Genomic DNA, 18987 nt, shown 5'->3' with positions numbered 1-18987 from the left:
GTCAGAACGCGTACCAGGTGAAGGTGGTGAAGGCCGCCCAGGGGTTGGAGCGGACGGTGGTCGAGCCGTCGTAGAAGCTGCCGCGGAACATGTAGCCGGCGTGCAGCCCCGCCGTCATGAGGTAGCGGATGTGGTAGCGCAGCTCCGCGTTCACCTCGGTGCCGATGTACCGGCCGCGCCGCACGTCCGGGTTCCACCGGGCCGGCGTGGCCCCGGAGTTGGCCGTGCCCACGGCCAGCTTGAGGTTCAGCTTGTTGGGGACGACGTCCCACGCCGCGGAGGCGATGCCGGCGCGCAGGCCATAGCCCTGGTTGGAGATGTCCGTCACCGCGCCCGTGTAGTTGTTCACGGTGCTGGTGAACGGGAACAGGATGAGCATCTTGTGGTTGAACCACACCGCGCCCGGCAGGCCGTACTGGTTGAGGGTGAAGGCGCCGCTGTAGTCCTCGTCGGCCAGGTTGTCGTCGCCGGTGGAGTAAATGCCCTCCAGCGTGACGACGTCCGCGGGACCGCGGCCCCACTGGTACATGAGCTCCAGGTTGGCGGCGAGGCCGGAGATGTTCAGCTCGTCCAGCGCGGAGCGCTCCGGGTCGTCACTGGTGTACTTGCCGCCGTTGTACATGACGAAGCCGGACGCGCCGAGCCGGCCCATGCGGAAGTCGATGTTGTGGTTGAAGTTGGCGCCCACCCAGAAGACGCTGCCCGTGGGCCGGTCGATTTCGAAGCGCGCCGTGCCCGTGAAGCTGTTGAGGCCCGTGGACGACGGGCCGCTCTTCACGAGGCCGTCGAAGGCGTAGGCGTCACCCTTGGTGGCGTCGTTGAGGTACCAGAGCGACACACCCACGTTGGTGTTGGGCCGCACGGGGTACGCGTAGTCGCCGGTGATGAGCCAGATGTATTTGAGGCGCGGGTCGTCCCGGGTGGCCTTGTCGGCCTGGGCGGTGCCCAGCGGCAGCAGGCTCAGCTTCGCCAGGCCCTTGTAGCTGCTGAAGACGGACAGGCCCGTCGCGTCGCTGCCCAGGTAGGCCAGCTTGTAGCCGGTGCGGGTGATGTCGGCCAGCGGCGTGCGGGTGGGGTCGTAGATGGAGTCGTAGACGGGCTGGGTGCCGATGAGCAGCGTGAGCTGGCTCGGCTTGCGCGTGGGGTAGAGCGCGACGTTGACGTTCTTCGTCTGGATGTTGACCTGGTCCGCGTTGAAGCCGCCGCCCTCGTTCTGCTGGACGGCGTTGGCCGAGCGGCCCCACAAGAAGTCCACCTCGAACTGAGCGCGGAACGACGCCAGCCCGTCGACGAAGTGGGGGCTGTACTCGAGGACGGGAATCCAGCGCTGCTCGACGAAGTACGCCGCGCGCCCCGGCTCCACGCGCACGGCGCTGCCGGCGAGCATGCCAATGGGCCCCAGCGCCACGCCGCGAAGGCCGGCCGGGTCTCCCACCTCGTTCGTCAGCGACAAGCGGGTGAAGAAGTAGTTGATGAGGATGAACTCACGAGGCTTCGCGTCCTCGTCCCGGTTGGCCTCGTCGTACCACTCGCCGTAATAGAGGCCCGGGACGGGCGTACTCTGCGCCGCCGCGGGGAGCGAGGCGCCCACGAGCGCCAGGGCGAGCAGCCCCGCGGCCCGCCGCGCCGTCCTGCGTGTCTCAGCCAGCCACCACCCTGCCATACGCACCTCGGCCCCTTTCGAGAGGGGCGCTCCCGACGCACAGGCCGGGCTCCAGATGTCACGTTCGCGTTGCCATGTGCCGCGGGCCCTCCGCGCCTCCTGAAGGAGGGGGACGGGCCCTCACTGCCGCCATTTCCTCCACGGGAGGCGGGGCCTTGCCACCCGTTCGCCTTCCGGAAGGAGGGAGGGAGCGCGCCCTCCTCCCGGAACGGCGGGACCTCCGGTTACGGGAGGGTGTACTTCTGCACCGCGTCGCCGGTGAACGGCACGCTCTGGCCCTGGACGACGAGGTTGACCGTCTTGGAGCCCACCGGGCCGGCCTCGCAGTTGGCGCCCGTCGCCGCGTTCTCGAAGAACAGCTCCAGGTTCAGCGTCTTGCGGTCGGAGGAGAAGCTGCCGCGGCCCACCTGCTTGAAGCTCGGGTAGGTGAAGACGACGTCGAAGCAGGCGCCCTCCGGCGCGATGTTCTCCATGAGCACGTTGTTGGAGGTGAAGCTCAGGGCGTTCTTCGGGAGGTTGGGGTTGCACGTCCCCGTCTGGCCCGTGTTCGGCGCGCCCTCGATGGTGCCGGGGATGCTGTCGACCTTGAAGTTGCCACCCATCACCGACATGGTGACCTTCTGGTAGCACTGGGAGCTGGCGCCGAAGTTGGTGCCCTCGTTGATGCCATTCGGGTGGCTGGGGATGCTCTCCCCCTCCATGACCACCGACTTGCCCTCCAGGTAGGTCAGGATGCCCGACTGGGTGCCCAGGTTGGGCGTGGTGTTGATGGGGTCCGTGTCGTCACCACAGCCCACCAGGCCTACCGTGCACAGCACCACCGCCGACAGAAGTTGCTTCTTCATGGGGTTGCTCCTCTTCCTCCGGCGGGGCTCGCCGGGATGACGTGACAGGTGATGAAGGAGGGTGCCCGCGCGGGCGCTCTCCCGTTCCAGGAAGGCGCGCTCAGCCCGGCGCGGTTCCGGAGTCCACGGCGATGGCCGCCTCGCGCAGCTCGCGCTTGAGAATCTTCCCCGCCGCGGAAATCGGCAGGCGCTCCACCAATTCCACCCGCTTGGGCACCTTGAAGCGGGCCACCCGGCCGCGCAGGTGCTCCAACAGCGCGTCGGAGGAGGCCTGCTCCCCCGGCTTCAGCACCACGAAGGCCCGGCCGACCTCGCCCCACTTCGCGTCGGGCACGCCAATCACCGCGCACTGGTGCACGGCGGGGTGCTCGTAGAGGGCGGACTCCAGCTCCAGCGGGTAGACGTTCTCCCCGCCGGAGATGAACATGTCCTTCTTGCGGCCGGCGATGAAGTAGAAGCCGTCCGCGTCCCTGCGCGCCAGGTCGCCCGTGTGGAGCCAGCCGTCCGCGTCGATGGCCTCGCGCGTGGCGGCCTCGTCCTCGAAGTAGCCGGAGCACATGGACGGGCCCTTGAGGATGAGCTCGCCCACCTCACCCGCGGGCACCTCGCGGCCGTCGTCGTCCACCAGCTTCGCGGCGATGAAGTAGTTGGGCCGACCGATGGAGCCCGCCTTCGACACGGCGAACTCCGGGCCCATGCTGAAGAGGCCGGGGCCGAACTCCGTCATGCCGAAGCCCTGCTTGAAGGGCACCGGGTGCACCGCCTGCCACGCCTGGATGAGCGTCACCGGCAGGGCCGCGCCGCCGCTCGTCATGAAGCGCACGGAGGAGAAGTCCGTGGACTTGAAGCGCGGCGACTCCTGGAGCTGCTGGTACTGCGTGGGCACCGCGAAGAAGAGCGTCACCTTCTCGCGGGAGACGACGTCCAGCAACTCCTCCGCGTCCCACCGCCGCATGAGGACGACGGTGCCACCCACGGTGAGCAACGGCACCGTGTACACGAGCAGCCCGCCCGTGTGGAACATGGGCGTGTGCGTCACCGTGACGTCGCCCGGGAGCACCTCGTGCACCAGCGTGTTGAGCGTGTTCCACGCCACCATGCGGTAGCTGATGCGCGCGCCCTTGGAGCGGCCGGTGGTGCCGCCGGTGAAGAGCAGGCAGAGGATGTCCTCCTCCGCCACCGCGTCGTTCGTCACCGGCGCGGCGGGGACGTGCGCCAGCGCCGTCGCGTACGCCACCGCGCCGGGCAGCCCCTGGGACTCCAGGGCCACGAGGAGCAGGGAGTCGCCGACCCGCTCACGCACCTGGGCGACGGCGTCGCGGAAGTCGTCGCCGAAGAGGAGCACGCTGGGGCGGATGGCGCGGACCAGGTCCGTCAGCTCGGAGGCGTGCAGGCGCCAGTTGTAGGGGACGAAGATGGCGCCGAGCTTCCCGCAGGCGAACAGCGCGTCGAGGTACTCCACGCCGTTGTGGGCCACGAGCGCCACGCGGTCACCGCGCTTCACGCCGGCCACGTCGCGCAGCCAGCCGCCGAGCGCCTCGGCGCGGGCGTTGAGGGCGCGGTAGGTGAAGCGGCCGGCCGCACCCTTCGCGGTGTCCACCACCGCCACGTGCTCGGGCCAGTACTGGGCGCCCCGGCCCATCCAGTCTCCGATGAACATGCGCGTCCCCTCGCCTGCCATGTGGCTCAGGCCGTCCAGCGGTAGAGGGCGGAGGCCATGGCGAGGCCGCCGCCGCTGGCACAGAAGGCCACCAGGTCGCCGCGCCGCACCTTGCCCTGCACCACCGCGTCGTCGAGCGTCATGGGGATGCAGGCCGAGCCGGTGTAGCCCCACTTGTCCATGGTGTAGTGGGCCTTCTCCATGGGCTGGTTGAGGACCTTCATGGTGGCCTCAATCGTCCGCAGGTTGAGCTGGGTGAAGACGAAGAGCTTCACGTCGTCCAGCGTCTGATTCTGCCGCTTGAGGAGCTGGTCCAGGAGGATGGGCCAGCGCTCGGTGTTGAAGGTGGAGGGGAACTTGCGGACGAACTGCACCGAGGGCTTGCCGTTGGTGAGCTGCAGGGACTCGGCGGTGGCCGGGCGGTTCGTCCCGCCGGTGTAGATGCCGAGAGCGTCGTGGTACTCGCCGTTGGCCAGCAGCTTCGCGCCCATGAAGCCGGGCTTCTCGCCCGCGCCCAGCACCACCGCGCCCGCGCCATCCGCGAACAGGGTGCAGGTCTTCTTGTCCTTCCAATTCACGTAGCGCGTCATGCCGTACGCGCCGACGACGAGGATGCGGCGGTAGCTGTCATCCGCGGCAATCGTCTTCGAGGCCACGTCCAGCGCCGTCACCCACCCGGCGCACGCGCAGTTGAGGTCATACGTGCCGGCGTTGGGCGCGTTCAGCTTGGCCTGCACCACGGACGCGGTGGCCGGGCTGAGGTAGTCCGGCGTGTCGGTGGCGATGATGATGAGGTCCAGCTCCTCGGGCTTCGTGCCGGAGCGCTCCAGGGCCTGGCGGGCGGCGGCGACGCAGAGGTCGCTGGTGGCCTGGTCATCCGCCATGACGTGGCGCTGCTTGATGCCCACGTTCTGCTGGAGCCACTCGTCCACCTTCTCGCCGAGGATGTTCTCGATGTCGGCGTTGGTGAGGACCTTCTCGGGGACGTAGCGGCCTGTGGACAGAATCTGCGCGTATCGCATGGCGTGTGTCTTCAGCTCCGGGCGCCGCGCGCGGGACGTCGCGCGGGGCGCAGGATGTTCTTCTTCGGTTTCTTGGTGACGGCCGAGGCCTTGAGGGTGTTGCGAGCTGCGGGAGCACGGGTGTCGATGCCGTGCTGGATGAGGCTCATCGCCGTATCGAGCACGCGCTCCAGGCCCGGGTCCTCTTCCCAGAGCACCCAGCGCATGCCGAGGAAGTCGCCGATGCCCATGAGGCAGTAGGCGAGCGCCTCCGGGTCCATGCGGCGCACCTCGCCCTCGTCCATGGCGCGGGACAGGCCGCTGACATAGCCCTTGGCGAAGCGGTCGTAGTAGCGGCGGTAGCAGGCGGCGTCGACGAACTCGGCCTGGCGCACGACGCGGTAGAGGTTGGGGTGCTGGCGCACGAACTGGAAGAAGGTGCGCAGGCCCTCGCGCTCCACCTCGACGCGGGTGGTGCAGGCGGAGGTGGACTCGCCGATGAGGCGGCGCAGGCGCGTGCCGAGCTCGTCCACCACTTCCACGAAGATGGACTGCTTGTCGGGGAAGTAGACGTAGAAGGTGCCCAGCGCGACGCCGCCCTTGCGGGTGATGTCGGCGATGGAGGCGCGCTCATAGCCCTTCTCCCCGAAGACCGACTCAGCGGCCTTCAGCAGCTTCGCGCGCGTCCGTTGCCCCCTGGGCGTCACCGGCCCGGCGCGATCTGGAGAAGTTGAAGGGCGATTCATGTTTCACCTAGCGGTAGCACCCGGTTGATGGGCTTGTCAAAGCGCGGGCCATGGCTCCGCGCGTCATGGTTGAGGCGCGACGCGGAGCGTCAGCACTGGCCTCGCGCCGTGTGGGTCAGCCTACCGCGAAACCCGTGACAGCGTGCTCCCTCAGAGGGGAGAAGGACTGGAGCGCGTCGGGACGCCAGGCGCTCAGCGTCCTCGGGAGGCGCTTGAGGCGCTCACGCTCCGTGCGGTCCTTCGTCGCGCGGAGGGTGACGTCGAGCACGGACTCCAGGGCCTGCTGGGGCGCGAGGCGCGGGGCTCGCTCGAGCTCCTCTCCGGTGAGCGCGAGGAGCCACTGCTCGTGGGCGTAGGCGGCGTGCCGGAGCCAGGCCTGCTGCCGCACGGGGAGGAGGCGGGGCACCTCCGTGGCGATGGAGCCCGGCGCGGCGCGGATGAAGCGCGTGTCCGCCAGGAGCCGCTCGCCCACCACGCGCGCCACGTGCATGGGTGGCGTGCCCTCGGTGAGGAAGCGCGGGTCCGCGGGTCCGTCCTGACAGCACACCAGCGCGTCCGCGAGGCTGGGGAAGGCCCACAGCACGCGCCCTCCAGCCTTCCGCCGCTCCTCGGCCACTCGCACGCCGCGCGCCTCGTAGACGGAGAGCCTTCCCGCACGCTCCAGCTCGCGCCGCAAGTCCGCGAGGGCAGGGGCCTGCAGCCCGGCCACGGCCGCGGAAGGGAGCGTCTCGGGGAGCAGCAGGAAGTGTTCCTCCATGGGCCCATGCTGCGCGGACGGGCGGACGGGACGCCAGCGCTGTTGCACGGCCCTCAGGACTTCGCGGGCCCGTCCACCCCGAGCGCAATGTGAGCCCACACCGCCCGACACTTCACCCCAACTACCCCTGGTTGTTGGCGGCGGGAGCCGGGCTTCACCCCGATGCGCGTTCCGTGATAGCCCCTCAGGTTTATAAACCCATGAGGTTAAGCCACATGATGAACCCGATGAAGCGGAGAGCGGTGTTCGCGGGCCGGCAGGGTCTGGGCAGGGAGCTGTCGTGGCGGCTCCCGCTCCTGCTCTGGGTGCTGGCAACGGGCTGCGCGGGGAAGCAGGACGGCCTCTACGGAGCGACCCGCTCCCTCCTGGCGAGCACCGACGACTTCGGAATGCTGCTGCTCAATGCGGGACTCCGTGCCGAGGCCCTGCCCGTCGCCGACCCGATGACACCCGAGGAGGCGCGTCGCCTGTGGCTGCTGCTGTCCTTCGACAGCACGGACGGCGGCCTTCAACGCACGGGGCACAGGGCCGCAGCGACCTACCTGCTCGCGGAGGCCACCCTGGGTGGAGCGCCGGTGCCCCGGCACGTCCTCAACGAGCGGCTGCTGCGCTTCGAGAAGCTCGCGGTGCTCAGGCCCGACGGGTGCCTCGTCATGGTGCTCTCGGGCACTCCCGTCCAGTGCGTGGGCCCCGTTCAGGTCCAGGACGGTGCGCTCAAGGCGGGTGACTACACCGTCGGCCGCTTCTACGCGTCCCAGGAGGGCAGCTTCCGCGAGGACACCAGCGTGCCCCCACTTCCCAACAGCACCTTCCACCACGGCGTGGTCGTCACCGTGGAGCCGAAGTAGCCCGCTCACCACGGGCGACCGCCCCAGGGAGAACCGACATGACGCACGAGAAGGACCGCCCGACCGCACCGGACCCGGAGTCCGTGGCCTCCGCTGAGCACTCGGGTTCGGGTGACAGCACGGCCACGTGGCCCCACCGAGTGCGCAGGAAGAGCGCGCTCGCCCGGGGGCTGGAACAATTGGGCCGCGAGCTGACGCGAACGGGCTTCTCGGCGGGCCCCGTGGAGTTCCGGCTCGTGCGTCCGCTGGAGGAGCGCGACAACGGTGAGCAGGTACTCCTCTTCGAGCGGCGGCTTCGCCATGGCCTCCCGGGTCTCGTCGTCGTCAAGCGACTCCAGACCCCCGCGTCCTTCCGGAGGCGGGAGCGCCTGAAGGAGCAGGTGACGCTGGCCTTCCGGCTGCGTCATCCCGCCATCGCCCAGGTCCACCACTTCCGCGTCATCGACGGGGCGCCTCACGCCATCCTGGAGTACGTGGAGGGGCCCTCGCTCGATGCGCTCATCACGGTGGCGGCGATGCGGGAAAGGCCCCTGCCCCCTGCCCTCGCCGTGTACGCCGCCGCCGAGGTCGCGGACGCGCTCCACCATGCCCACACGCTCACGGACCCGGATGACGGCGGCAGGCCCCTGGGAGTCATCCACCGCGACGTGAGCCCCCGGAACATCCGGGTGGAGCGCGGGACGGGGCAGGTGAAGCTGACGGACTTCGGAGCGGCGTTCTCGAAGCGGGTGGGCCGGGAGGAGACGCCAGAGCGTCTCTTGAAGGGGGACCTCATGTACGCCTCGCCCGAGTATCTGCGCGGTGCCCGCGTGGATGCCCGCTCGGACATCTTCTCCCTCGGAATGGTGCTGCTGGAGGCCCTGACGAACCGGCACCTCCTCGGCTCCTGGCTGCTCGATGAAGACCCGCCAAGAGAAGTGGCCGTGACGGACATGACGGCGGACGAGGAGCCCGACCTTCCCCTCGGCCAGGTGCTCGCCCTCATGAAGCGTCTGAGCCATGTGGACGTGGAACGCGCGACGGCGAGGCTCCCGGAAGGACTCAGGGACATCCTTCGCCGCGCGCTCCAGAAGGAGCCCTCCGGGCGGTACGCCACGGCGGAGGAGCTGTGCCGCGAGCTGCGAGCCTGGCTCCAGGCACTCCTGCCCGGGTACGGACGCCGGGAGGCCGCCGAGGACATGGCCCACGTCATCGCCGACGCAAGCGCCATGCGGGAGCTCGGAGAGCCCCTCGAAGGAGGCCTCTACCCGGCCGGGCTGGACGAGCACGAGCTGATGCCGGACGTGGAGGAGCGCTCGGAGTAGGCGGCCGGCCCTCTTGCTTCAGCGCAGGAGGACCTTCGCCATGTGGATGAGCGCCTGACGCTGGGGCTCATCCATCTTCCGCGCGAGGACCGTCAGGTGGTGCAGCGACGGCGGGTCGTCCGCGAAGGACTTGTCCCCGCCCTTCCCCTTCGCCGTGGGGCGGCTGAACCCGAGCAAGACCTCCGGAGAGACCTTGAGCGTCTCGCAGAGCCGGAACAGCGTGGAGACGCTGGGGAGCATCCTCCCGCGCTCCAGCCGGTTGTAGACGATGGGAGAGAGGTCCATCAGCCTGGCCACCTCGACCTGGGTGAGGCCCAGGTGTTCCCGGGCGGCACGGGCGGCCTTTCCAATCACTGCTGCCAGCTTCTCGTTCATGGGCGGGGGAGCGGGGCTGGAGGAGCCTCCGCTGCGCTGGCGTCATACCATCAGGTTGCCTCCACGGCGTAACCTCTCGGGTCAACTCCCTTCGTGCGCACTGCTGGCCTTCCCTGACAATCCCATGCACCCACGCGACAGAGCCCCGCCGCCCGAGCCCGCACCCGGCGACGACGTAGGCGGGTATGTCCTGGAGGCGCTGCTCGGACAGGGCGGCTTCGGAACCGTGTACCTCGCCGAGCGGGGCGGGCAGCACTACGCGTTGAAGCTGCTTCCCCTGGCGGGCCTGGGAGACTGGGGCGAGCGGGAGCTGCTCATGCTGGCGCGGGTGAAGCACCCCAACGTCGTGCGCCTGCTGGGGTACTGGCATTGGCCGGACAAGGCGCCCCGCTTCCTCGTCGTCATCATGGAGTACGTCGAGGGACGCCGGCTGGACGTCTGGGCGGAGCTGGAGAACCCGTCCGCGCATGCGGTGCTGCTCCGGGTGCTCGGCGTGGCGCGAGCGCTGCGGGCCCTCCATGAAGGCCGGGCGCTCCACCGCGACGTGAAGGAAGCCAACGTCCTCGTGCGCGAGACGGACGGTGAGGCCGTGCTCGTGGACCTGGGCGTGGGCAGCCACGAGGACACGTCCCGAATCACGGGTGGCTCGCTGCCTCCGGGTACGCGTGCGTACCTGAGCCCGGAGGCGTGGCGCTTCCACCGGGAGCACCAGGGGAGTCCCGACGCGCACTACCGCTCCGCGCCCGCGGATGACGTCTACGCCCTGGGGGTGGTGCTCTACTGGCTGCTGACGGGCAGGAAGCCCTTTCACGTGGGCGAGGATGACGATGAGGCGGCGGTCGACTCCCGGCCTCTCGTGGCACCCCATGCCCGCGATGGCCGCGTGCCCGAGGAGTTGAGCGCGCTGTGCCTGCGACTCCTGGAGGTACGGCCGGAGCACCGGCCGGACTCGGAGACGCTGGTCGCAGAGGTGGAGGACTTGCTGACACGGGACACGCCGGACTGGCATGTGCCCCTGTGCGACGTCCATGACGCGCACAACGTCACCACGCGCCCTGGGCCGGACGCGGACGAGGAGGTGGGCTGGTTCAATGAAGTCAGGGAGGAGCTTCGGCCGCGACGAGGGAAGCGCTGGCCTCGACCCGGCGCGGCCCTGTCGCCTGCTTCTGATGCTTCTCCGGCGCCGGCTGTTCCGTCACCAGCTCCAGCTGTGTCTCCCGCGTCACCTGCCGAAGAAGCAACGTCCACAGCTCCCTTCTCCGGCACGGAGACGGCGACGCAGCTCCCGGCGGGCGTCGTGGCCCCAGAGCCGCGTGTGCCCGGACCGGGCCACTTCCCGCGGGCCGTGGCGTTGGTGGGTCTGCTCGCGGTGCTGGGTGCGGTCCTGATGGCCGCGTACCTCAGCGGAGCGCGATCCTTGTCTTTCACCGGAGGAGGAGTCGGTCTGGGTACAGGCGGGAAAGTGGCGCCGTCAGAGCAGCCGCCGGAGAGTACCGGAGCCGCAGTCGCATCCGGAGAAGCCCCCACCCCTGCGGCCGTCACCCACCCGGCGATGACTCCGAAGGAACCGGCCCCCGTGAAGACGCAGAACCCCGCTGGGACGACCCAGCAACCCACGCCGCCAACCCGAGGACGGAGCAGCGCGGGCAAGACGTTCAAGGTGGCGACGGCAGCGTGCACGTTGCTCGGCTGCCCGGGAGCCCAGGTACGCGAGAGGCCTCCCTCCGAGCCCTGTCCGCCCGGCGCCATCGAGACCATGAAGCAGCTCGATATCGCCGTGGGGGACAAATTGGACTGGAGCTTCGGAGGCTCGGGGAACCGCTACCTCACAGTGCGCGAGGGCTGGACCTCGGTCTTCCTCGTTGGACGTGACTTTGGAGACATCCCGAATGGCTCCCTGGCCTCCGGTCGGCTCGTCTTCGGAGACCGCGTCTACGGCAGGATTACCCAGGTAAAGCTCAGGGACACGGACCGCACCGTCCCCGTCTGCCTGGAGATGCTGGATATCGGCAGCCAACGGGGGCTCGAGTTCGAGCCCGGCGGCAACCCGACCGAAGCCAGGGTCTTCTCCGTTGGCCGCATCAGGGCGGTGAACCGCTTCGAGTAGGGCCCTCCCGGCCCGGGCTGACGCAAGGCCCACGCCGGGCATGATAGAGGCGACGTGTCAGGTACTGCTCCTGCGCTCCATCCCTGAAGGTCTTGCTTCATGCTCGCCTCGCCTCTTGCCCTGCTGCTGCCGGTCCTGCTGACCGGGCCTGCCTCCGTGGAGCCGGCGTCCTCGCCCTGTCAGACAGGTGTTCATCACGTGGAGCTTCCCGCGACGGCCACGGCGGAGACCGCCCGGGTCTGCATCAGCCCGGGCCAGACCACCCTCATCAACTTCGACGGGGCGCTCGTTCCAGGTTCCCTGGCGCTCGACAGCGCGGATCGCTTCACGCAAGCGGAGCCCGGGCCGAGCAGCCTCAAGCTGGTGCCCTCCGAGAAGCTGGCAACAGGCGAGCGGTTGCGGCTGACCGTGCGCTTCCAGGGCGCCGCCGCTCCAACGAGCGCGGCCTTGCTGCTGGTCGTGCACCCCGCCCAGGCTACGCCGCTGGTGGACGTGCACCGACTGACCCGCACAGTGGAATCCTTTCGCCAGGAGCTGGAGGTCAGGGACGAGCAGGTCCGCCAGCTTCAACAGGAGAACGCCCGGCTCCGCGCCGAGAACGCCGGCCCCGGGGGGCTCGCGGGGCTTCACGCATTGGGCCTCCTCGAAGAGGAAGCGTTCAGGGTCTGGAGCAAGAACCCGAGCGCGAGGGCGTCCCCTACGAGTTCCATGCTGCTGGACGGAGCCGTAGCGAGCTTCCGTGCCGCCGGGCGCGTGGCCGTGACGATGCTCTTGAAGAACCCCGAGGGCGCGGCTCCCTGGACGGCACAGGACGCGAAGGTGGTGATGGAGGACAGGAAGGGCATGGAGCTGAGGGTGCTGGCAGTGTGGCCCAAGGAGCCCATCCTCGCGGGCCGTACGCTCAAGCTGGTCGTGGAGGCGGAAGTCGCAGATGAGAAGGCCCAGGGCCCCTTCACCCTCAGGGTGTGGGAGGCGGAGGGCGGCAGGACGGCCATCGTCCAGGGAGTGATGCTTCCGTGAAGCGCAATGGGTGTCAGGACAGGGTTGGAAGGCAGCCGAGGGGTTCCATGATGTTCCGTCAGGTGGGCGCCGCCCTGTTGATGCTGGTGACCGCCTGTGGCGGTGCGCCCCGTGTCGCGCGTGCTTCGTGGGATGCGGAGGAGCGCGAGGTGGGGCCTGGTGCGGCCCGGTACCGGGTGCATGTCGTCTCGCCGCGCACGGTGTCGGTGGAACCGGTGGAGGTGGATGAGGACGACTTCACCGAGGCGGTGACTCGGCTGGCTCGCGAAGCCCGGCCCGGGGCGCGGCCTCAGGAAGAAGCTCGGAGACTCTTCGCACCGGCGCACGAAGCCGTGGCGGGTGTGACACGCGAACGCGTCGTCCGTGTGGCGGCCGTGAATGTGAGCGCCTCCGCGCCCCCAGCCGAAGCGGAGCTGACGCGCGAGTACCTGCGCTGGTGCGAGCGTACCCAGGGTGGTGGTGACTGCCTGCGCCTGCTGGTGGATGGGCCCACCGTGCGCGGTGAGGACAGGTACACCCTCGCCCTGGCCATTTCCTTCGGCTCGGTGCTGGAGGAGACGCGCCACGCGCTCAAGGGCATGGTGCAGCCGTCCGCCGTGCTCTCCATGCTGGTGTGGACGGCCAGCCTATATCTAATGCTGTGGGCGATACCCGAACCGGCCTCGAAAGCGGTGGCGGCTGGACTGACAGTCGTCCTGCTGGCCTGGCTGGGCGTGGACACCGTGTGGAGCCTCATGCGCGGCTGGGTGCGGCTGGTGGAGGACGCCAACCGCGCCACTTCCTTCGAGGAACTGAGCGACGCGGGAGAGAAGTTCGGCCGGGTGATGGGGGAGAACACCGCGCGCGTACTGGTGATGGTTGCCACTGCGGCCCTGGGCGGCACGACGGCGAAGCTGGCGCAGAAGGTGCCCAAGCTGCCGGGATACACCCAGGCGGCGGTCCAGGCCGAGGCTCAGGGCGGGCTGAGGCTGGCGACGCTGGCCGAGGTGGAGACGGTGGCTGCCTCGTCCGAGGGCACCTTCGCCGTGACGACGCGGCGACCGGCGAGCGCGGCAGCCGTTGAAGCAGAGGTCGCGGCCACCTCTGTCATCCGGCACCAGGGTGGAAACAGGCAAGTGGTCTTCAATGGCCAGCGCTGGCACGTCCCCGCGAACAAACCACTGAAGGACATCCCGACAGCCGACCCCACGGGGGACAAGCTTCAGGCGGCGGCGACCCGCGTAGCCGAGCAATGGGGCCCCCACCGACTCACGCAGGTAGAGCGCGATGCCATCACAAAGGCTGCGGGTCGGGGAGAGCACTGGTTGGCGCGCCTGCTCGAACGCGAGGCCCGAGGACGCTTCGTGGAGAAGCAGATGATAGCGGAGTTTCCGCAGCTTCGATGGAGCAGGACCGGGGTCGATGCAGTTGATCCGAGAACGGGCTACCACTACGAGGTTCTCTCAGGGACAGCATCGAACCTCGCCCTGCATGGCCAGCGGATGGCAGGCCTTCTCTTCCGGATGATCACCTTCTGACTTCAGCGAGCGATGGACCGCCATGATTCAATTCAGCGATCGGGAAATCACGGGTGAGCGGCTGGAACTCGACAGCAAGACGGAGCTCTATTACCTGGGTCACCACCTGACCCTGAGACGATGCAGTCTCATCATCAAGGTCCCAACAAGGGCGCTAGTAATTACCAGGACGCAGCTCATCGACTGCGCCGTAGACGTCAAGCGGGAGCTAAAGAACTTTCTTTGGGAGGGCGTCATCCTGAAGGGGTGTCGCTTCACCGGCACAATGACGGGCAATGACTTCGGCCGCTGGCCCTATGCGGACCATCCTGAACTCGGCAGCGTCGAGGATTGCGACTTCACCGAGGCACGTCTGGACGGATGCCGCTTCATCGACTGTGACCTCAGCACCCTGAAGCTCCCCACCTGGCCCTGCTTCTCCATCCTCGACCCGGGGTCCCGCAAGAGCGAGCTACTCGCCCTCCAGTGGCCCGGCATCATGCGCATCACCGTCGACTCCTTCACGGACGCTCCACCAGGAACCAAGGCCGTGACGTATCTCGCTCCAGCAGTGGCGAAGCGCAACGACACCACGGCGGAAGCCCTTCGCGCCGTCCTCGACACCCTGCCCGGCGTGATTCTCTGACGCCCCACTCGCACCCCGGGCATCTCGACGCGGCCCTCGCGCCGGTGTTTCGATAGCCTCCGTCACCCACGGGGGAACCGCACGCCATGAAGCGCCTGTCCCTGCTGTCGTCCCTGCTCCTCACCGCGCTGCTCGGTGTGGGCTGTGCCTCAACGCCCGCGGCGAAGCCGTACTCCCCCGTCGACACCGGGCACGCCTTCCTCTGGGAGGTGAAGGACGGACGCGGACGCGGCGGCACTGCCTACCTCGTCGGCTCCATCCACATGGGCAGGGAGGGCGAGCTGCCCCTTCCCCCGTCCATGGAGACCGCCTTCGCCAAATCCGACGCCCTCGTCGTCGAGGTCGACGTCAACAAGGTGGACCCGGCCTCCATGCAGAAGCTCGTCATGGAGCTCGGCCGGCTCCCCGACGGCCAGCGCCTCTCCCAGCGCCTGGACCCCGTCACCCTGACGCTCCTGGACCGCGCCGCCCAGCGCATGGGACTCGCGCTCGCCAACCTGGAGCCCCTGCGCCCGTGGCTCGTGGGCATGGTCCTCAGCGTCACCGAGCTGCAGAAGGCCGGCTACCAGCAGGGCCACGGCGTGGACCGCGCCTTCCTCACCCGCGCCCGTGACGCCGGCAAGGACGTCCTCGAGCTGGAGACCGCCGAGGGCCAGCTGCGCATGCTCGCCGGTACCCCGGACGCCCTCCAGGACCTCATGCTCCGCGACCAGCTCCGCCGCACCCGCGAGGCCGGCGCCGTGCTCGACCAGCTCATCTCTGCCTGGAAGGCCGGTGACGCGGACGGCCTGGCCGCCCTCATCCTCGAAGGCGCCAACGACGCCACCTACCGCCCCGTCTACGAGCGCATCTTCTTCGAGCGCAACGCCCAGATGGCCACCGGCGTGGACGCCCTCCTCGCCCAGCCCCGCACCCACTTCATCGTCGTCGGCGCCGGCCATGTCGTGGGCCCCCAGGGCCTCGTCGCCCTCCTCCAGCAACAGGGCCACACCGTGCGCCAGCTGACGCGCACCGAGTAGCGCCGCCCGACTCCGGCACCCTCGCCCGCATCCACCCATGACGCGGCCTCGCGCCGATTAGCGCCGCCCCACGCCGGAGCCCTCTCCTACCTCTACCCGTTACGCGCCCCCGGGATCACCGGCGCAGCCGCGCACCGAGTCACCCGCCGGTGGGCCCGCCCCACGCGCCGCCTGTCCGCTCGCGCACACCGCGAGGAGACGACTTCGCCCCACAGGGCAAGCCGGAGTCCTCCGTGGCGCATTCCCTTCCTACTTCTCCCCGGAAAGGCCCGCCGGACTGCTGCTCCCGCCGTGTCAGCGGGCGGCACCGTCCGTGCAATCGCCCTCCGGGGGTGCCTGGGAGCCATGCAATAGAGGCAGAAACCTCCAGTTGCATCCTTGGAACATCAAATATAAATTAACCGCCGAACCCACGAACCACCTATAAAAATAAGGTCTACCCAGCCCATGCCCCTGGACGAGCTCGACATCCGCATCGTCGACCTGCTGCAGCGCGACGGTCGCGCCACGCAGCTGGAGCTGTCGCGCGCGGTGGGGCTGTCGCAGCCGGCGGTGGCCGAGCGCATCCGCAAGCTGGAGGACCGGGGCGTCATCACCGGCTACACGGCGCGGGTGGACGCGTCGAAGCTCGGCAAGGACATCACCGCCTTCATCGGGGTGAACATCGAACACCCCAAGTACTTCGAGGGCTTCGCGAAGAAGGTGCTCGCGCTGCCCGACATCCTGGAGTGCCACCGCGTGGCCGGCCAGGACTCGTACATCCTCAAGGTCAAGACGGCGAACACGAAGACGCTCGACTCGCTCCTCGTGGAGACGCTGCGCACCATCGCCGGCGTCACCCGCACGCAGACGACCATCGTCCTGTCATCCATCAAGGAGGACACGCACGTGCGTGTGCCTCCCGAGCAGCTGAAAGGAGAGTGAATCATGAGCGCCGACGCAATGAGCGCACCCCTACCCCCGCCGCCCGTCTGGCGGCTGGCCCAGCGGATGGCTCGCACCAAGACGTCCGCGGTGCGCGAAATCCTCAAAATCGCCGAGCGGCCCGACATCCTCTCCTTCGCGGGCGGCCTGCCCGCGCCCGAGCTCTTCCCGCTCGAGGCCATCGCCGAGGCCCACGCCGAGGTGCTCGCCACCGAGGGGCGCGCCGCGCTCCAGTACAGCACCACCGAGGGCTTCGGCCCCCTGCGCGAGTGGATTTGCGGCCACCTCCAGAAGCGCGGCCGCGTGGCCACCACGGACCAGGTGCTCATCACCAGCGGCTCGCAGCAGGGCATCGACCTCGTCGCCAAGGTGCTGCTGGACCCGGGTGACCTCGTCATCGTGGAGAGCCCCAGCTACCTGGCGGCCCTGCAGACGTTCGGCTCGTACGAGGCGAAGTTCGCCACCGTGGGCAGCGACGACCAGGGCATGCGCACCGATGACCTGGAGCGCATGCTGGCCACGCACCGCCCGAAGATGGTGTACGTGGTCTCCAACTTCCAGAACCCCAAGGGCACCACCCTCTCGCTGGAGCGTCGGCGCGAGCTGGTGCGGCTGGCCCAGAAGTACCGCTTCCTCATCCTCGAGGACGACCCGTACGGCGAGCTGCGCTTCACCGGCGACCACCTGCCGTCCATGGCGTCGTTCGACGACGAGGGCGTCGTGGTGTCCCTGGGCACCTTCTCCAAGACGCTCGCCCCGGGCCTGCGCATCGGCTGGGTGGCGGGGCCGCGCGACTTCGTGCGCAGCCTCACCATCGCCAAGCAGGCCACCGATTTGCACACCGCCACGCTCGCCCAGCGTGCGGTGGCGAAGCTGCTCACCCGCTTCGACTACGGCGCCCACCTGGAGGCCCTGTGCCCCGTCTACGGCCAGCGCGCCAACGCCATGCTGGACGCCCTGAAGGTCCACATGCCCGCCGGCACGAGCTGGACGACGCCCGAGGGCGGCATGTTCCTGTGGGTGGAACTGCCCGAGGGCCTCAGCGGCGACGCGCTGCTGCCCAAGGCGATTGAGCAGAAGGTGGCCTTCGTGCCCGGCAGCCCCTTCTTCGCCAACAACCCGCGCCCGGAGTTCATGCGCCTCAACTACTCCAACCGTCCGCCCGAGCTGATTACCGAGGGCATGCGCCGGCTGGGCGCCGTGATTTCCGCGGCGATGTAGGCTGGGGGCGTACCGCGCCGCGCCGTGAGTCCTCCGGCGCGGTGCGTTCCTTCTCCGAAGTTGAAGACCGATTCAGGTTTCAGTTCTCTCCCCGCTGGCCAGCGCGGCCCCGGTTGCGTACCCTGCGCCCACTTTTTCCGGTGGCGCGGGTCCCCGGGGCTTCGCGCCGCCCCTACTCCGGAGAGACAGCATGCAGCTCAAGGACCTGAAAATCATCGTCACGGGCGGCGCCCAGGGCATGGGCGCGCACTTCGCGCAGCGGCTGACGGAGGCCGGTGCCCAGGTGGCCGTGGGCGACGTGAATGAGGAGCGGCTCGCCGCCCTGCCCGCCGGCATCCACCGCCGCAAGCTGGATGTGTCCTCCGAGGAGGACATCGTCTCCTTCGTCAGCTGGGCGCACGGGGCGATGGGCGGGCTCAACGGCCTCATCAACAACGCGGGCATCCTCCGCGACGCGCTGCTGGTGAAGAAGGACCGCACCACCGGCCAGGTGAAGAAGCTGTCCACCGCGGACTGGAACGCCGTCATCGGCGTCAACCTCACCGGCGCCACGCTCATGGTGCGCGAGGTGGTGGGGAAGATGGCGGAGACGGACACCAAGGGTGGCGTCGTCGTCAACATGTCGTCCATCGCCCGGCACGGCAACCGCGGCCAGTCCAACTACGTGTCCGCGAAGGCCGCGCTGGCCGCCAACACCGTCACCTGGTCGCGCGAGTTCGGCCCCTTCGGCGTCCGCGTGGGCGCGGTGGCTCCGGGCATGATTGAGACGCCGATGACGCAGGGCATGAACCAGAAGGCCCGCGACGCGCTGGTGTCCGCGATTCCGGTGGGCCGCATCGGCCTGCCCGAGGACATCTGGCTGGCGGTGAAGTTCATCATCGAGTGCGACTACTTCAACGGCCGCACCATCGACGTGGACGGCGGCCTCAACTTCTGAGGTCTCTCCTCGCGGGGCCTGCCCGGGACAGTGGCGCGGGCCCCGTGCGTCGCACGCGGCGTCAGGTGCGCGGTATCCTCCCCGCCGGCACTCGCGCCGCTTCAGGCAGGGCACATTGTCACAGGACATCTACGTCTCACCGCAAGAACGGCTCGAGCAGGAGGTCCGGGCCGCCGTGGCCCAGACTCGCGGCATGCTGGGGTTGTTCTACGCGGTGCGGGATAACTTCGACCTCGTCGCGCGCCTGAGCGCGGAGCAGCGCCTGAGGCTCCTGAATCGCTTCGGCGACAGCGAGGCTCCGTGGAACATGAAGGGCGTCTGGGCCTGGGACGACACCGAGGTCCTCGTCCTCACGGGCCAGGGCCGTGACTCGCTGGAGCTCATCCGCCGCCAGCACTGGGAGAGCTGACGGCCCGGC

Annotated in this window: 18 protein-coding genes; 11 read left to right on the top strand and 7 right to left on the bottom strand. The window is 69.1% G+C overall.

Going from position 1 to position 18987, the window contains the following annotated elements; all coding sequences use genetic code 11:
* Position 1 precedes the first annotated feature (1 nt).
* The 6 genes from G4D85_RS11675 to G4D85_RS11650 form a co-directional block, all read right to left on the bottom strand.
* Positions 2-1663, bottom strand: a complete 1662-nt coding sequence (locus G4D85_RS11675; RefSeq protein WP_164011159.1) for a hypothetical protein — start codon at positions 1661-1663, stop codon at positions 2-4.
* A 224-nt stretch (positions 1664-1887) separates the two neighbouring features.
* A complete protein-coding gene (locus G4D85_RS11670) occupies positions 1888-2508 on the bottom strand; it encodes a hypothetical protein (protein ID WP_164011157.1) in 621 nt (206 codons plus the stop codon).
* A gap of 100 nt (positions 2509-2608) precedes the next feature.
* Positions 2609-4168 carry an acyl-CoA synthetase gene (locus tag G4D85_RS11665; RefSeq protein WP_164011156.1) on the bottom strand — a complete coding sequence of 520 codons (1560 nt, stop codon included), beginning with the start codon at positions 4166-4168 and terminating at the stop codon, positions 2609-2611.
* Positions 4169-4194: 26 nt separating this feature from the next.
* The gene (locus tag G4D85_RS11660) at positions 4195-5190 is read right to left on the bottom strand and encodes a 3-oxoacyl-ACP synthase III family protein (protein WP_164011154.1); all 996 of its coding nucleotides are present in this window, start codon (positions 5188-5190) and stop codon (positions 4195-4197) included.
* An 11-nt stretch (positions 5191-5201) separates the two neighbouring features.
* Positions 5202-5915: a TetR/AcrR family transcriptional regulator gene (locus G4D85_RS11655; protein ID WP_164011152.1), complete on the bottom strand. Its 714-nt coding sequence runs from the start codon at positions 5913-5915 to the stop codon at positions 5202-5204.
* Positions 5916-6030: 115 nt separating this feature from the next.
* Positions 6031-6672, bottom strand: coding sequence for a hypothetical protein (locus G4D85_RS11650; protein ID WP_164011150.1), 642 nt, complete (start codon positions 6670-6672; stop codon positions 6031-6033).
* A gap of 227 nt (positions 6673-6899) precedes the next feature.
* On the opposite strand from G4D85_RS11650, the gene G4D85_RS11645 reads away from it, so the two are divergent.
* Together G4D85_RS11645 and G4D85_RS11640 are read left to right on the top strand one after the other, a co-directional pair.
* The gene (locus tag G4D85_RS11645) at positions 6900-7520 is read left to right on the top strand and encodes a hypothetical protein (protein ID WP_164011148.1); all 621 of its coding nucleotides are present in this window, start codon (positions 6900-6902) and stop codon (positions 7518-7520) included.
* A 38-nt stretch (positions 7521-7558) separates the two neighbouring features.
* Positions 7559-8824 (top strand): serine/threonine-protein kinase, encoded by a 1266-nt coding sequence (locus tag G4D85_RS11640; protein ID WP_164011146.1) that lies wholly within the window; start codon positions 7559-7561, stop codon positions 8822-8824.
* Positions 8825-8842: 18 nt separating this feature from the next.
* On the opposite strand, the gene G4D85_RS11635 is transcribed toward G4D85_RS11640, so the two are convergent.
* Complete coding sequence (locus tag G4D85_RS11635; RefSeq protein ID WP_338052887.1) at positions 8843-9178, bottom strand: helix-turn-helix transcriptional regulator; 336 nt, start codon at positions 9176-9178, stop codon at positions 8843-8845.
* Positions 9179-9323: 145 nt separating this feature from the next.
* Here G4D85_RS11635 and G4D85_RS11630 point away from each other — a divergent pair, with 145 nt between their 5' ends.
* The 9 genes from G4D85_RS11630 to G4D85_RS11590 all read left to right on the top strand — a co-directional run bounded on the left by G4D85_RS11630 (position 9324) and on the right by G4D85_RS11590 (position 18978).
* On the top strand, positions 9324-11306 hold the full coding sequence (locus tag G4D85_RS11630) for a serine/threonine protein kinase (protein WP_164011142.1): 1983 nt from the start codon (positions 9324-9326) through the stop codon (positions 11304-11306).
* A gap of 99 nt (positions 11307-11405) precedes the next feature.
* Positions 11406-12326, top strand: a complete 921-nt coding sequence (locus G4D85_RS11625; protein WP_164011141.1) for a DUF2381 family protein — start codon at positions 11406-11408, stop codon at positions 12324-12326.
* A gap of 47 nt (positions 12327-12373) precedes the next feature.
* On the top strand, positions 12374-13843 hold the full coding sequence (gene sitA5, locus G4D85_RS11620) for a SitA5 family polymorphic toxin (RefSeq protein ID WP_164011139.1): 1470 nt from the start codon (positions 12374-12376) through the stop codon (positions 13841-13843).
* A gap of 22 nt (positions 13844-13865) precedes the next feature.
* Positions 13866-14468 carry a pentapeptide repeat-containing protein gene (locus tag G4D85_RS11615; RefSeq protein WP_164011137.1) on the top strand — a complete coding sequence of 201 codons (603 nt, stop codon included), beginning with the start codon at positions 13866-13868 and terminating at the stop codon, positions 14466-14468.
* Positions 14469-14554: 86 nt separating this feature from the next.
* Positions 14555-15487: a TraB/GumN family protein gene (locus tag G4D85_RS11610; protein ID WP_164011135.1), complete on the top strand. Its 933-nt coding sequence runs from the start codon at positions 14555-14557 to the stop codon at positions 15485-15487.
* A gap of 447 nt (positions 15488-15934) precedes the next feature.
* Positions 15935-16411, top strand: coding sequence for an Lrp/AsnC family transcriptional regulator (locus G4D85_RS11605; protein ID WP_164011133.1), 477 nt, complete (start codon positions 15935-15937; stop codon positions 16409-16411).
* A gap of 3 nt (positions 16412-16414) precedes the next feature.
* Positions 16415-17632 carry an aminotransferase-like domain-containing protein gene (locus G4D85_RS11600; protein ID WP_164011131.1) on the top strand — a complete coding sequence of 406 codons (1218 nt, stop codon included), beginning with the start codon at positions 16415-16417 and terminating at the stop codon, positions 17630-17632.
* Between the two features lie 190 nt (positions 17633-17822).
* Complete coding sequence (locus tag G4D85_RS11595; RefSeq protein ID WP_164011129.1) at positions 17823-18569, top strand: SDR family oxidoreductase; 747 nt, start codon at positions 17823-17825, stop codon at positions 18567-18569.
* Positions 18570-18744: 175 nt separating this feature from the next.
* The gene (locus G4D85_RS11590; RefSeq protein ID WP_164011127.1) at positions 18745-18978 is read left to right on the top strand and encodes a hypothetical protein; all 234 of its coding nucleotides are present in this window, start codon (positions 18745-18747) and stop codon (positions 18976-18978) included.
* Positions 18979-18987 lie beyond the last annotated feature (9 nt).

It is taken from the genome of Pyxidicoccus trucidator (assembly GCF_010894435.1).
GTDB classification, from domain to species: Bacteria; Myxococcota; Myxococcia; order Myxococcales; family Myxococcaceae; genus Myxococcus; species Myxococcus trucidator.
The sequence above is the reverse complement of the archived record's forward strand: the minus strand, read 5'-3'. Positions and strand labels throughout refer to the sequence as shown.

Bases quoted from the DNA above. Each gene is read 5' to 3' on its own strand.
- G4D85_RS11630 (WP_164011142.1), top strand. From the start codon at position 9,324: ATGCACCCACGCGACAGAGCCCCGCCGCCCGAGCCCGCACCCGGCGAC.
- G4D85_RS11670 (WP_164011157.1), bottom strand. From the start codon at position 2,508: ATGAAGAAGCAACTTCTGTCGGCGGTGGTGCTGTGCACGGTAGGCCTG.
- sitA5 (WP_164011139.1), top strand. From the start codon at position 12,374: ATGATGTTCCGTCAGGTGGGCGCCGCCCTGTTGATGCTGGTGACCGCC.
- G4D85_RS11625 (WP_164011141.1), top strand. From the start codon at position 11,406: ATGCTCGCCTCGCCTCTTGCCCTGCTGCTGCCGGTCCTGCTGACCGGG.
- G4D85_RS11605 (WP_164011133.1), top strand. From the start codon at position 15,935: ATGCCCCTGGACGAGCTCGACATCCGCATCGTCGACCTGCTGCAGCGC.
- G4D85_RS11665 (WP_164011156.1), bottom strand. From the start codon at position 4,168: ATGTTCATCGGAGACTGGATGGGCCGGGGCGCCCAGTACTGGCCCGAG.
- G4D85_RS11610 (WP_164011135.1), top strand. From the start codon at position 14,555: ATGAAGCGCCTGTCCCTGCTGTCGTCCCTGCTCCTCACCGCGCTGCTC.
- G4D85_RS11660 (WP_164011154.1), bottom strand. From the start codon at position 5,190: ATGCGATACGCGCAGATTCTGTCCACAGGCCGCTACGTCCCCGAGAAG.
- G4D85_RS11675 (WP_164011159.1), bottom strand. From the start codon at position 1,663: ATGGCAGGGTGGTGGCTGGCTGAGACACGCAGGACGGCGCGGCGGGCC.
- G4D85_RS11645 (WP_164011148.1), top strand. From the start codon at position 6,900: ATGAAGCGGAGAGCGGTGTTCGCGGGCCGGCAGGGTCTGGGCAGGGAG.
- G4D85_RS11615 (WP_164011137.1), top strand. From the start codon at position 13,866: ATGATTCAATTCAGCGATCGGGAAATCACGGGTGAGCGGCTGGAACTC.
- G4D85_RS11640 (WP_164011146.1), top strand. From the start codon at position 7,559: ATGACGCACGAGAAGGACCGCCCGACCGCACCGGACCCGGAGTCCGTG.
- G4D85_RS11595 (WP_164011129.1), top strand. From the start codon at position 17,823: ATGCAGCTCAAGGACCTGAAAATCATCGTCACGGGCGGCGCCCAGGGC.
- G4D85_RS11650 (WP_164011150.1), bottom strand. From the start codon at position 6,672: ATGGAGGAACACTTCCTGCTGCTCCCCGAGACGCTCCCTTCCGCGGCC.
- G4D85_RS11600 (WP_164011131.1), top strand. From the start codon at position 16,415: ATGAGCGCCGACGCAATGAGCGCACCCCTACCCCCGCCGCCCGTCTGG.
- G4D85_RS11655 (WP_164011152.1), bottom strand. From the start codon at position 5,915: ATGAATCGCCCTTCAACTTCTCCAGATCGCGCCGGGCCGGTGACGCCC.